General features: G+C 57.4%; 4 protein-coding genes. 1 reads left to right on the top strand and 3 read right to left on the bottom strand.

Annotated elements, in window-relative coordinates:
- Window positions 1-1477: RHS repeat-associated core domain-containing protein (locus Q1W15_RS11605; RefSeq protein WP_300728158.1), on the top strand; the 1477-nt coding region annotated here is incomplete at its 5' end.
- A gap of 125 nt (window positions 1478-1602) precedes the next feature.
- Here Q1W15_RS11605 and Q1W15_RS11600 read toward each other — a convergent pair.
- From Q1W15_RS11600 to Q1W15_RS11590, 3 genes are read right to left on the bottom strand one after another with little or no spacing between them, the layout of a single operon-like run.
- Window positions 1603-6072, bottom strand: coding sequence for a SpvB/TcaC N-terminal domain-containing protein (locus Q1W15_RS11600; protein WP_300728155.1), 4470 nt, complete (start codon window positions 6070-6072; stop codon window positions 1603-1605).
- Complete coding sequence (locus tag Q1W15_RS11595) at window positions 6069-10898, bottom strand: neuraminidase-like domain-containing protein (RefSeq protein ID WP_300728152.1); 4830 nt, start codon at window positions 10896-10898, stop codon at window positions 6069-6071. The genes Q1W15_RS11600 and Q1W15_RS11595 overlap by 4 nt, the downstream gene beginning before the upstream one ends.
- A complete protein-coding gene (locus tag Q1W15_RS11590) occupies window positions 10891-13824 on the bottom strand; it encodes a Tc toxin subunit A (RefSeq protein WP_300728149.1) in 2934 nt (977 codons plus the stop codon). The genes Q1W15_RS11595 and Q1W15_RS11590 overlap by 8 nt, the downstream gene beginning before the upstream one ends.
- Between the last annotated feature and the right edge of the window lie 315 nt (window positions 13825-14139).

Genomic DNA, 14139 nt, shown 5'->3' with positions numbered 1-14139 from the left:
CAACCAACAGGCGCTGGCGCGGGGGCAAATGGTGAGCTGGAATGCACGCAGCCAACTGGTGCACGTCACCCAAGTGGTGCGCGAAGACGGCGACCCCGACGAGGAAAGTTACGGGTACGACGCGGCCGGGCAACGGGTGTTGAAATGGCGATCGAGCAAAGCCAAAGGCCTGTCCCATCGTCGTGAGGTGAGGTATTTGCCGGGGCTTGAGCTGCACCGTGACGAGGCCACGGGGCAATGGTTGAACGTGCTGTCGGTGGAAGCGGGGCACACCACGGTCAGGGCGCTGCAGTGGGAACGCGGTTTACCGGCGCAGGCCGCCAACGAACAACTGCGCTATGGCCTGTCGGACCTGACGGGCAGTTGCACGCTGGAACTGGACGAGCAAGCGGCGTTGCTCAGCCAGGAAGGGTATTACCCCTACGGCGCGACGGCGTGGTGGGCGGCCCGCAGTGCGCTGGAGGCGACCTACAAAACAGTGCGCTACAGCGGCAAGGAACGCGATGCCACGGGGTTGTATTACTACGGCTTCCGGTATTACGCGCCATGGTTGCACCGCTGGATAAGCCCGGATCCGGCGGGCGGCGCAGAGGGTTTAAACCTCTTCACTTTCGTCAAGTCGAACGTTGCTTCACGCAGAGATCCTGACGGCCGTCAAAGTGATTTGGCACGCGAATTCAGTGCGGCCAAAGGCGATTTGTACTTTGGGCGAAGTGAAGCCATTGCCAGCCAATTGAGCTTTTATTCGCGATTGACGCAGCGGGGTTATTACCTGGGGCCGTTTTTACAACCCGACAAGGCGGTGGTTATAAAAATGCTTAACGTGCTGGAACTTCATCGGCAAGTGGCGGCTGAGTTTATTGATAAGTATGAGGAGTTGGCTGACGTTGCGGCGGATGATGAGGGCTTGAGACGTGTCGACGAAAGCTTTGATGAATACCAGCAGTATATTAATAAAAGGCTGTTGCCTTTCAGTGAGGCTTATCACGCTAACATCGGTGAACTGTACAAGGGTTATTATAAAAAGTGGGTGTCAAGACCGCAGGATGTCGAGTTTGCGCACGAGTACTCACAGGCCTATGAGCAGTCCAGGTACGCGTTCACTAAAACGTTTTTAAAATATGCCACGACCGAAAATAGCCTCCAACAGGCAGCCAATAAGATCGTGCAGAAAAATGTCACCCGGGGCAGCAAGGCCGCGCTGGACCTGATTATCACGGGGCAGGGCGCACGTACGGCGCGATTTATACTTGACGGCCTTGACCTGCAGAAAGTTATCGACCCTGACCGATCTGCAGCGTTAGTGACGGTGGCTGAGTTGCGCCATTTATATCGGCACAAAGCCAGCTTGGGCCATAAAGTCGCTTTTTATTTGAGTGGGAAACGTGTCGCAGCCCCTTGGGAAACCAACCCCACGCTCTGGAGTCGGGTAAGGCGCAAAGACGGTACCTCCTTTCAAACGAAGAAAAACAACTGACCTGGCGTAATAGCCCACTTGACCCTGTAGCGGCGGCCCGGAACGGGCCGCCGTCTGCCTTAGGCACACTGGCTCACAGGGGGATGAACGGCCCAACGGGCATCAAACCGCTGTACTGTGCCGTTTCAATCCTGCGCTGTATCGTTTTCATCTTCATTGATGGTGTACCAGGTGCAATAAGTGGTTCGGCTGGAATGGCCTTTGGTGTTGAGCCTGTGCACAGGGCGCCCGAGCGGGTCGTAGAACACGTGATCGCTGTAGCCATGCTGGCGCAGTGTGCCGTTCTGGAGGTAACGGTACTGGTCAGCGAAGTAGGGTGAATAATTGCGAATTACCAGTCCCTTGTTGTTGTACTCGACCCCACCGCTGATCCGCCAGCGCTGTTCGCACTGCTCCAGCAGCGGTTTGCCGTGAGTGTCCAGCAATGGATGTCCCATCGAATCCAGCCTGTAAGCGTCCCCCGCTGAGGTTTTCCGGCAGGTTTGCAGCGGTCTGGCAAAACCGTCGTTGTAGGTAAGGTCGATATGGATAGCGCGAGTCACACTTTGGTCAATCGTGGGGTAGTTATCCGCGCGCAGTACCGCACCATGAACCGGCTCACGCCTTGACTGACGTACCGCCTCACTCAAGTCGGGCTCGCTCATGCTTAGCGTGGTCAACTGTGCGCGGGTGCTGGCCCGGATGTAACCGCCAACGGTCAGGTAACCTTGCGCAATCCAGTACTCGCGCCGGGAGGAAGGCGCGATGTGCCCCATCCAGCTGAAGGGCGCATAAAAGCAGGCGCTGGCGGCATTCAATAACGCCGCGTGAGGGTTAGCGATGGCAGCGCTTGGGCTGTCGTCGGCGGGCCGTTGGTACTCGGCTACTGGCGCGAACCCCACGGGTTTCCCCTGCTCTTGACCGTAAACACTGCTGACCAGCAATTGGCCGAACGCGTCGTAGCGAACTTGCTGGACGCTGCCTTGAGGGTCGGTGATCTCAATGGGCAGCAGCAAACGGTAGTCGTACGCCGCTTTGGTGATACAGCCATCCATGGCCGTGACCGAGGTGACATGGAGGTGGTAACGGTCGTGGTCGATGTTGGTCGTGGCGTGGCTTTGGGTGGCTTGCAGCTGGTTGGGGCGGTAGAAACCGTGTTCAGGGGCGTATCGGGTATAGCCTTGTTTGAGTGACCACAGGGTGACATTCGATGTGTCCGTCTCGCGTGCGGATAAAAACAGGGGCATGGCCTGGTAGTGCTCTTGTTCAAGGGCTTGGGTCAAGTCGAAAGGGGGTTGACCGCTCAATCGGCTCACATCGTCATAGGCCGTCAGCGCCTGTTCGTCCAGTTCGGCGGTTTCCTGGCAGGCCGCCAGCGCTTGAAAACTGGCCTGGCCCGTCGCCAGAGGAGAAAGGCTGCCAGGCATGCAGTAATACTGCACCGATAAACCGCTCAGGGTGCGCTTGGCATCAGGGCCCACGGGGTTGTCAGCGGTGTTCTCGATCAGCAACTCATAGCGGATACGTTCCGGCGCCAGGGCGTTCTTCTCAAACACCAGCGCATTGCTGCGCTGGCGGTAAGGCAGCCCCAACCGCCAGCGGTCCGCGCCATCGAGATGAATGAACGCGGCGCGTATTTCACTGATGTAATGCACCTGCTGCGCAGGGTCGTGGGTGTCGCGCCACCAAGTCTGCTGGTGGGCGTCACTGAACGGAGGCGGGTCGGATGCGCGCTGGCGTCTCGCGTAATCAACGGTCAACCCATGCACTCGGTTGCCATAACGGTCCCAGCGCAACTGGACCATGTGTTGGCACGCCGGGTCCGAAGCCTGGCGCTCGTAGCGATACACCTGTGATTCCACAGGCAGCACCAGCAGGCACTCGCACGCTTGCACTTGGCGCAGTAGATAGCGGTGTTGGCTGACCGTGTAAGGGATGCGTGAAGGCTCAGGATCATCTGCGGCATAGACCTCTTCGCGCAGCACCCTACCGCTCAGGGCGTGCTTCATGGCGCTCAGGTCAGTGGCAGACGCCAGGGGCACCACGGTGTCCTGCGTAGCGCCGGCCTCCAAACGGGTCAGCAGGGTGAGCCCCATCTGATGGGCCAAGGTGTCGGCTGCCCAGAAACCGTCCCGAGGCGGGTCGATTGCCTTGCCCGTATGAAACCAGGTCTTGCGCAGCAGGGGGGCTGTGGCGCTTGGGTTGGACGCCGGCTTGAGCGGTTGCTCGGTGTCGGTGGCCTGCACCAGGCCGAAGCCCTGAAACCGGCGTTCAGCGTTGTCGTAGTAAGCGTCCCGATAGGTAAAGCGTTGGGTCAGTTGGTTGCCACTGATCTGGTCGTACTGCTGTTGCTCGCTGACCAGATGCAACGCAAATGGCAGGCCAGAGGCCGGTGGCGGTGTCGCGGCCCGGTGTTGGGCTTTTTCGTCCAGCCACTCTTGGGCGCTGCTGCGATAGCTCAAGCGGCCGACGGCACCCATGTTGTTATCCGTGCCGGTCAGCAGGTAGGGCTTTTCAGTGACAAAGTCGTAGCGCCAGTGGCGCGGTGCCGGGTGGGTCACCGTCAGGATCAGGCTGCTGCAACCCAAGCCTTGCAGGTCCGCCGCGCTGACGTGGCAAAAGCGATCATGGCGAACGCCGTCGGGCCAAGGCAGCGAAGTGGGCGCGTTGTGTAAGCCGTTACCGCAACGGTTCATGAAAATCAGCGCTTGATCGGGCTCAAGGTAGATCACGTCACTGGCACCGGAGCCATCGAGGTCGGCCAACAACACCCGCGACGCCTCGAAGTCGGCATAGGCAAAAGGCAGTGAGGCAAACACAAAGCCTTTACCAAAGCGGCCCCGGCCCAGGTTTGGCCAGCATTTGATTTCGTTGTGACGAATACGCACCAGGTGCTGCTGGCCGCTGCCCAGAATATCGCTGAAGGCCAGCAGTTCGGTGGGGCTGTTGCTGAGCAGCGGCAGCCGGTCATCCTCGTGTTCGTGTGCAATGTGCGTACCGGCTGCAAAGCCTGCCGTGCCCAGGTTGGTGTAAAGGCGCACGCTGTTGCTGCCGATCAGGGCCAGGTCGTGAATACCGTTGCCCATCAGGTCGGCAAGGTGGCCTTGTGGGTGGAAGAACTCCTGCGGGAAGGCCGAAAAAGGCACGAACCCGGACCATTGCCGGTCACGCTCAAGGGTAAAAAAGCCGCTCATGCCCGGTTGGGCGATGACCCACTCCAGTTGCCCGTCTCCGTTGAGGTCTGTCAGCGCTTGCAGCAGCGGTGCATCCAGGTCAGACAAGGGCGCGCGCTTGAGCGCTTGCAAGGGGCCATAGGTCACTTCACGGGCATCGGATGCTTGAGCGCCGCGCATTGGCTCGCGGTAAAGCCAGTGTTTGTCATTGCGAAAAAGCACGCCGGGCAAGCCGTCGCTGTAGAGGTCAAGCAGTTGGTAGCCCTCGCTGTTGTTTGAGCCGTGCAAGGCATCGAAAGGGCGGTAGTGCGCAGGGTCGGGGGCCAGCGTGAAAGGGCTGTAGGTCAGCTCCAGAGGCGGCCAGTGACTCAGGTCGCCATTTGCAGCGCAGGCCTGTTCATGCACGGCATGCAATAGGTTAATACCGGTCTCGGTGGTGGAGTACTCCAGCAGCAATCGCCGTGTCAGTACGGGGTCGAGGCCCATGGCGGTTTCTTCGGGGAAGTTGTGGAACATCAGCATTTGCCGACACAGCCGTCGGCTTCCCAGCTCAAAGCCATAGGCATAACTGAAAAAAGGATCGCTGCGCTCAAGCCAGTCCTGCTGTGGGAGGTAGGGTGGCGCTTGGCTCGGCACCGTGGTGCGTTCACCGTAGTCAAACACCAGTTCGAAATGCCACTGCCTGGGTGCCGGGTCATTTTCCGTCCAGAGCGCCAGTTGCCCCCTTGCCGTTAGGTTGGCGTAACACACACGACTCAGATAGCGCTGGGCGCTGAAGTTTCGGTCTGGCGTGGGCTGCGTATCGGTTTTGTACTGGTAGTAAATCTGTTCACCGAGTGGGTTCAGGCTTTCTTCCAGCAGCCACTGTGCGACATGAGTCGGTGCCGTTGGATCAGCAAGGCGTGCCGAAGCGGTTTTACCAAAAAGGTGGCAATGCCCGTCAGCCGTCTGCACCAGCCAGAAACCCGCGGTGTCTGTGGTGCAAGACCAGTGTTCAATGCGGTCAAAAGAACTTTCGTGGCGCGGCAGGTAACGCAGTACGTTAAAGGAGGTGCCCAGTGGCAGGGTGTTGAACTGATCGACAGTGCGCACGGCGGGTGCACCGAGTGCCGTGCGTTCGGGCCTGAGTTCAACGCCAGCAGGGCCGATGTAGACATCATCATCGTCATAGGCTGGAACGCCGCGCAGGGTACTGCGGCTGATGGAACCGGCCGACGCGCTCCAACCCAATCCGAACGGGCCGTTGCCCAGTGTGCTGTGGTAACTCAGCGCGATGGTGGGGGCAAACCCGCGCCCAGGTGAGAGGGGCAGCGGTACCTGAAACGACGCTGTCCCGGTCATGCCGACCGCGCCCCATCCTGTACCGATACTGTGAATTGCCCCGCCGCCCTTGGGTAAGGACGGTGTTAGCAGATCACCACGGTGTGAGGGTTGAGCCGTCATCCCTGGCCTCCAGTGCTTCTCGCGGTGTAGTGCACATGCACAATGATGTCACTGAGGGACTTGAGCATGTCGGCCTGTGTGTCCGGCTTGGAAAATTTCAGGCACCATTTGGACACCGCCCCGGTGTATTCAAAGGGCACGTAGCGCTCGTCGGTGTCGAAGTTGAGGGTAAACAGGCCATTGTCGTTGAGTCCGGTAGAGAGCGCGACTTGCTCTCTGACCCGCATGTTCTCGCGTGTACTGCTTGGGCTTTTGGTCAACTGGATCTGGTTCCAGGTTTGAGTCAGCGTTGCACGAATGTCTTCGTAAGGGCCCAGGGTGGCGGGCAAGGAAACGCTAATGCTCTTGATCCGGCGCAGGTAGTGGTGATCGTAATCGGCATCAAACAGCGCCTTGGTCAACTCGAACGTCACGTTGCCACTCTTGAGCAGTTCAAGGTGCAGCGCCGACCAGTCCAGATGGGTCGTGACGGTGCTGTCTTTACCCTTTAACTGACGCAAGGACACGGTTTTTCTAATTTCCAGATCGCGTTGATTACGTTGAAGGTAAGCGTCATGCATCTTCATCAAATCAAGTTTTAGCGACTCCCCCGCGCTCATGCCCCTGAACTGATTGTTCCAGCGACTGTTTTGGATAAAGCGCGTGTCCCAGTCTGCCCGCTCGTACTGCCAGCAGGCTTGTGCGTTCAAGCACAGCGCGTGAGCGGCGTCGTAGGCCTGGTAATAGAAGGTTGCCAACTGGCTGTTGAACCATTGATACAGCTGCTCGTTGGTAAAGCGCTTATTAAGCAGTTCATAGGTATCACGGGCGTGCAGCATCGCTTTTTCCGTCTGCCTGAGTTGCAAGCCAAGCATGGCCGTCTGTTGCGCTTGCGTTTCAAGCTGCAAGTCAACTTGAGTGAGTTCCAGACGGCACTGCTCCAGTGCCTGAGCCCACTCCTGTGCCCGGCGGTTGAACTGTTCGTTACGCTCGAGGTGGTTGGCGCTGGCGCGTTTTTCATTGGCGGCACCTTGTGCGCCGGCCTGGATGGCATGAAAAGCCCCTTCCCAGCGAATGCCGCCGTTAGAGGTGCCGAAGATATTGGGTATCAACATCGCCAACCCGGCACCGGCCTGGGCCGCGGATGCGACGAGTTCCCATCGCGCACTTTCAAGGTACTGTTGGCTGGCTTGTGATTCAGCTGTTGAGATGCCCTCCTGGAGGCGTTTTTCGAAGTACTGCATACGGCCTTCGATCACACGCCTGCCCGCGAGTAAGGCTTTGTGGTTGTGTTCATCGATGCGCATCCCCTGAATCTGTTGCTCAACGCCAAGCTGTGCCAGCTCCCAGACATGCTGTTGCAGTTGTTGCGCCAGTTCGGTTTGGTCCTTGCGCTCAAACAGTGACAGCAGGCTTTGGCCCAGCTGTATCACGTTGTCTACCCGGCTCATGGCGTGGGCATGGACGACCTGGAAGCGGTAGTGGCCGATGTCTGCGAGCTGCGAGCCGAGCGCTGCAGAAGGGGTGATCCCGTTACGGCTGCCAAGGCGCTCCAGCAGCAATTGGGCGGGCAGCGCAGGGGCGAATAATGAAAGGTGCAAGGGTTTGCCGCTGATACTGAGGTGGTGGCGAAGGTTGAACAGTCGACTGTCAACGGTGTCCCACCGGGCTACCAGCCCCGGATCAAGCGGTAAACACAAGGCTGATGAGTCACGTGCAAAAGGGTGTTGCGGATCACTGGCAGGTGCACGGCAGAGTGGGTAGCCGGGTGCGGTCTGTTGACCCATCTGAAGTTCCCGTTGCCGCAGCGAAGTGGAATGCGAGGCGCTCAAGTCTTCAAGGGTCATGGGTTGCCACGGTTCTTCAAGGGTGCTGACCGGGCGGGGCCCGAGCAGGCTTTTGACCCGCATAAACCACAACTTGGCTTCAGCAAGGCTATCGGCGCTGGCTTGGCGATACGCGGCATCGCCACGATTAAGCTGTATGTCGACATACAGCCTGTACAAAGCCTGACGAAAGTAGACTGGAGCACTGAGAGCGAGCTGGTTCGGGTCGTCCGGGTGGTTACGGGCGTAGCTGAGTTCGGGTTGGTCCGGAGTCAGGGCATGCAGCCGCCAGTAAGCAGGGGGCTGCTGTGCGGGCATGCTGTTGGGGTCGAAGAGGTACTTGAGCCAGGCTTCGGCTTCAGCGTAACGCTGCTCCATGTTTAGCCGGCTGGCCACCAGCCAGGGCAGGTAAAGAAACAACTCCCAGAAATAGTGACCGTAGGCACCGTGGAAGTCCAGCAGCGTTGGTGGTTCATGACTGACCAGAGCCGGTTCTCGCCAGTGACTGGCGGTCATCGAAAACAGTTGATCCAGGCTGATGCTGGCGGCGCTATTCAATTGCTGAGTAACGCAGGTGTTCAGGCGGATCGGTGCCCGCTGTGCATCTGCCACACGCGAGTCACTGAGCTTGATCATGGAGTTGCTGAAGTCGATGAACTCTGCCGTGCCATGGGGTTGTGAAACTCGGCGTGAAATCCTCGGCGACAAGGGCCTGATGGGCGCAGCATCTTGTTCGGGAAGGGTCAGGCTAAGGGCTTTAAGTGCATAGCCGCGGATAAGCCGATCGTTGATCCGCGTGTTTACATCTAAAATCAATACGCCATGGATGATCGTGATTGCCCGCGCAAGGGCCGTACCATTGCTGTGTTCTTCAAAAGGGCGAAGCGTGGTGGGGTCCAACTGAATATGAGTACTGAACGTGTGCGTCGAAGCCAGGCTTGAAAACGTGCCGTTCATTTCCCGTCGCGAGGTTTTAGGCTCCCCGACGATGTAACTGTTTGCCCGATGGATCTTCTTTGGAAGAAGGTTATTTTCGTCTCTGGGAATAATGATGACGGGTTTGTAGTGGCGTGCATACAGTGTGGCAATTGCAGTATTGAAGACCCAGTCACTTTCGAAAGGAATTGTCGCCTTTTGCTCGGTGTAAAAGCTCACCGCGATGCGGTATTCGGTATTGGTGTTTTCGAACAGAAAGTTAAAGGCGTCGGGCTCAATGTAATAATCCTTTAATGGAACGGTTGACTGGTTACGGTCTGTTTCAAGTGGCAAGTGTTGCGCGCCCATGGACGTGTCATGTTTGTCTTTGTGAATCAGATTATTGTAGGTCGCCCCGGTCTTCAGGCAGGTGACCGTCAGTGATACCCAGCGACAAGGCAACCCAATGTCGGAGGTGATGCTGAGCTCTGAACCCTTCTGCAGTGCCAATTTCTCACTGTTGTTGGCGGGTGAATGAAGCGTTGACAGGTTCAAGTAAAATTCCGCTTTGCTCGTGCGTGACTTGAACTCAAGAGTACGATGTTCGGGGAATGCCTTGTCCAGCCGTGTGGTCACCTCCAGTGCCGAAGAGGTTCTATTGAACACAATATCGCCAAGGTTTGTCAGGTCACTGATATACGCCTGGGTGCCGTCGTAATTCCAATCGGGGTAGTCAAGAACGGCAGCGCTATTGGTTCCTTTTGGCACCGCTACGGTTTCGCTGACGGGGGCGTGAAAGTGAAAATTGTGTTCGTTACCATAGATAAATAGGGATAAATACCGACGGGCTGTTTTTTCATGTTGAGCGTTGGGTCTCAGGTCAAGCAGCGTGCCTCTTGAAAATAACCGTTCGGTGTAAAAATCAGGGTTAATCCGAATCGCTTGGAAAAAGTCACTGCGGATCTTGTTATTGACGGCCTGTGAAGGCGTGGCATGGGCATTCAATCCCAAAAACAAGGAAGCCGGCGTGGTGCTGGTATCCAGTATGGCGACGGTATCGGTTGCACGCATCAATGCTTCTTTACTCAGCCGATTGAGTTCCTTCATCACACAGTATTCGTCACTGCATACTTGAGGCCCACTCCAACTACCGTCGTGTTTCAAGTAAGCGTAATAAAGACGGAACTGAATAAAGTTGTTTTTAAGGAAGCCCTGAAGGCGTAACTTGTAGTCCTGCTCCGTTTCTCCAAGCTGTGCCCAAGAATATTCAGTGTTGTACGTGGAGGGAGTAGGGGATACGCATTGCGCCCAGACAACAAACAGCCGGTTGTTGAAGTAAACCGGGCGAACACTGTGATCCGGAATGTTTGGCGAGGCCAGCAGGGGGATTTTTTTCCAGGCAGACCAGGCATCCGGTTGAGGGGCATCCTGTTTATAGAATTGACCGTCAAGCGTGGCTTGGCGCATGCAGCGCCTGGACATGTCCAGGGAACGCCAGTAATAGGTGTTGTCGACGTTTGACTTGCCAATGAAGTAGTAAACGCTGTTGGCGAAACGGTCCTTGTCGCCATCAATATAGCCGTTGAGTGTTTTAAGGGTCGCGATCTCTTCAAAGCGTGCCAGATAGCGCTGAATGGCGGGCAGTACACTGTCTGTCTGGATTCTGCATTGGTAAATATCGTTTTCAAGTTGTTGAAAGTTTTCGGTTTTGTCGCGTCGCAAGGAGGGGTTCAAGTAGTTGGCCGGGAAATGACGAAGCTGCTGTGCCGTGCGCCAGGCCGCGTAGGCGTGCAGGCCATCGCGCCATGTTGTGTGTTGCAGCGCTGACATGCCCTGTAGGTCATACCCCGGCTCAAGGCCCAGCGATAGGGCATTGATATAATGCTGAAGGCTGGCAATAGCGCTGGCGACGCGGCTGGTCGGCACCGCCTGGCTGACCTGAACATCGATGAGCCAATAGGCATAAAGGTCATCGGCAGTGACCTCCTTGTTTTTGAGCGCTGACGCCTGCAAGGGAGTGTGTTGCGTCAGTGTATGGGTGAGGCACAGCGCGAGCATTGCATCGCGCCAATGTTCGTTGAGTTGCTGGTGGAGGTGCTCAGACATGGTCATTCCTTTGACGGGGGGAGGATGAGTGGGTCGCCATGATGGCGTTGGCCACCTGTGTCCAGTCGTTCGAGCTAAAGGTGCTGGTCAAGTCGGTGGCCAGCAACAGGTTGGGGGCGGACAGCCCGGTCAGCGTGTTCATTTCGTGGCAGCGCATTAGCCAGTCCAGCTCGGCCATTGAAATCACCCGTTTCTCGGGAAGATGATTGACCAGTGCCGCCACTTCGCTGCTGTTCCAGCCCAGCAGGGCAGACAATTGCCGATTGGCCTGTGCCGTCACGGTGGCCGCAGTGGCAGGCGCAGATGAGACGTTGGCCAACTTCAGGTAATCCAGCAATGTCTCCTGATCTATTCCGTAATGGCGACTGCAATGGCTGAACCGCTGGAATAGATACAGGGTGCCTAATGTCAGGCGCAGTATTGAGCTGTTGGTGTGTTTGGTATCCAGCCAGTGCGGGTTGAGCAGGAATGTCTGCAGGGCTGCGTGGTTGACCGGCAGTTGCAGTAAGGTTTCGGCGTCGGGCAAAAACAGCAGCAGGTGTTTGAGTGTCTCTTCGGGTTTATCACTGCCAAGGGCATTGGCGTATGTGCGCGCTATCTGCTTGAGCGCGTGCTTGAGTTGCTCGGGAGGCGCTGTTGCTTGCGAGGTATCCTTGAGCAGGTTTTCCATGGTCTCCTTGACGGGCTGCAATACGGTGTAGGCGGCTTGCACTTTTGAGTTGAGCGATTGTTTGACGGTCGCCTTGAGTGCCTCGTTGCGCTCGGCAACAGGGCTTAGCGTCACCGTGCGGTCAACCCCCTGAGCCAATGCCTTTTCGATGATTTCAAGTTTTGGCTGGCGTGGCAGATGGGCGTGCGTTTTAAGCAGGGTTTTGGCCAATAGCATGCCCCACGACAGTGAGAGGGGTTTGGCACCTGCTTCAGGTTGAGGCAGGTTCAGTTCCTCAATAGCCTGGTGAGGCAAGGTATAGCGCTGGAAATCCTGCAGCAGCGTGTCGACTTGCTTGAGCCGCAGTTTTACCTGCAAGGAGGCCGATTCGGGCTCCAGCAGCAGTTGTTGGCGCAGTTGCTGCACGCTCATGCCGGTGTCCTTGAGCCAGGACACGGCCCAGTCCAGTTGCATCAGCACATCGAGAAAGTCTGCAGGCACATTAATGCCTGTCGCCCGCAGGCCTGGTTTGATCAATTGCTGGCGGTAGTCCTCGCCACCCAGCAGGTAAGCCAGTTGGTCGCACGCCATGACGGATAAACCGAACAGGCGGGCGATGCTTGCCTGGCGATAAAAGCTCGAAACGGTGGCGATAGTCTGTACCAGCGGGCCGAGGTACTGTTGCGTACGACTTTTGATCAGGCCCAGTGACGAAGGGGTGTCATCAAGCCCTAGCACTTCACACACGTGGTACAGCGTGGCATCAGTAAACGGGCTGTGGTCCAGAGCTAAAGGTGAATGGATTGCACCAGGCGGGTTGAACACCTCATCGAACAAGGCTGGCCGTGCCCCGACCCCATGAACGGGCAGTAGGTGAAGCCAGGCTGAAAACGTAGGCAGTGCAAGGGTGTAGCGTTGGCTCAGGTAGCGAAAAACCCCCAGTGCACGCAGGTTGTTATGGTTGATTGCATAGGAAGGCTGGGTGCTGCCCTCACAGGCCATCGTGCTGTAGAGAAAGGTGTCGACTTCAGCAAAAGGGAGGTCGAGCCAGCGTTGCAGGCGGATCATTCGCTGCAGGCGGTCAAGGTGGGGGACCGTGACGTGCTGCAACTGCGATTGGCCGGAGCCATCCAGGGCCAGCCTCAGTTTGTTGGGTGCCGTATCTAACGGGCCGTTGATAAAACGGGCACCCATCGTACGGTCCAGCGCGGCCTGGGCCGGGGTTTGCGTGACGTTGGCAGACAAATGGGGTTGGGCGTTGCCTTGGGCAAGCAGCTCGTTGAGTTGCTGTGCATTGAGCCCCGTGTGCCTCATGAACTGCTGCTGTTCCGAGATCGGTTGGCTGTGCCCGTAGTGCTCTTTTAGAAACGCCTCGGGGGTGAGGTGTTCATGAGGGCCTGACGTGTAAGGTTCGTCGGTTAACAGGCTCTGCTGAGCGGGGCTCAATTGCGTGAGCAAGCACTGCGCGGCATAGGCTTCCTGTTGCACGGTGCCGTATTTGTTCTCGGGCTGCTGGTTGTATGGCAGCTTCAGGCTGATGCGGTAATTCAAGGTGCCCAAGCCCGGTTTTTTGGACCCCAGGCCCAGTACGCACTGCTGGTGGGTCAGGTCGAAAGGCAACTGAAACGGATAACGCAGTTTAGCCAGCACCTGCTCAATCGTGAGCCCTTTGTAGAGGTCCCTGTTGTTGTTCAGCCAGGCCTGGATATGTTCACTCAGTGTTTCATTGACCAGTGTGAGCAGCGCAAAGGGGTGGTGGGTGTTCTGTGTATCAATGATCAGGTTTTTGAAGGCCGGACGTCGTTGGGCGAGGGTGATCTTTGGCTGAGTCCCCCTGCCTGTTTGTTCCACTTGCAGCGCAAACCGGTAAAGGGCGCGCAGGTAGGCGGCGGGTGAGTCGACGGCTGCCAGCGATTGTGCAGAGCAGAAACCGTCCCCGTTGTCTTCAAACAGTGCCGCGTATGTCGGTGCGGTGGGCGGCCCGCCTGTGGAACCGCGCTTGCTGCGGGGTGTGGCGGTGTCCTCGCCATTGCGCTCGCGGTCCAGCCGCTCTATTTGGGTGGCGTAGCCGACTGCGTTGTCGTAAGCCTCACCCCCATCGGCCTCAGAGTGTTTGGCCAGTTGCTCGATAAATTCGGACCTGGGCCAACGGATGATGTCGAACACCGAGTACAGGTCAAGCGCTTGCAGGGCAGTCTTGAAGGTCTTTCGCTCGTGTTGCCGCTCAGCAGGCCAGTCAACGAGTGAATCCAGTAGCGGCGAGTATTCCTTGGGCATGCATGCAACTCCTTGGCGTGGCGTGAGTGATTCACGCAACGTTCAGGAAATTAGCACCGGGCTGTGCGGTTCTCCGTCAGCTACCCGCACTGAGCGCATTAGGATGGATCTTTAAAGAAACACGCACTGGGGTGCCATGGCGCACGATTTTTAAGTGCGTGGGGCAGGCAGGGGACTAGGGTCTGTACGAAATGTTTTCGAGCGAAGGTTAGGCAAGGCGAAAACAGGCGAGGAAGCGGAGTTTACGGGTTGTAAATGAGCATTCCGAGCCTGTTTTCAACGCCGCATAACCGAGCGCAGATACATTTCGTACAG

Source organism: Pseudomonas sp., assembly GCF_030150285.1.
In the GTDB taxonomy this organism is placed as follows: domain Bacteria; phylum Pseudomonadota; class Gammaproteobacteria; order Pseudomonadales; family Pseudomonadaceae; genus Aquipseudomonas.
The sequence above is the reverse complement of the archived record's forward strand: the minus strand, read 5'-3'. Positions and strand labels throughout refer to the sequence as shown.

Bases quoted from the DNA above. Each gene is read 5' to 3' on its own strand.
- Q1W15_RS11600 (WP_300728155.1), bottom strand. From the start codon at position 6,072: ATGACGGCTCAACCCTCACACCGTGGTGATCTGCTAACACCGTCCTTA.
- Q1W15_RS11595 (WP_300728152.1), bottom strand. From the start codon at position 10,898: ATGTCTGAGCACCTCCACCAGCAACTCAACGAACATTGGCGCGATGCA.
- Q1W15_RS11590 (WP_300728149.1), bottom strand. From the start codon at position 13,824: ATGCCCAAGGAATACTCGCCGCTACTGGATTCACTCGTTGACTGGCCT.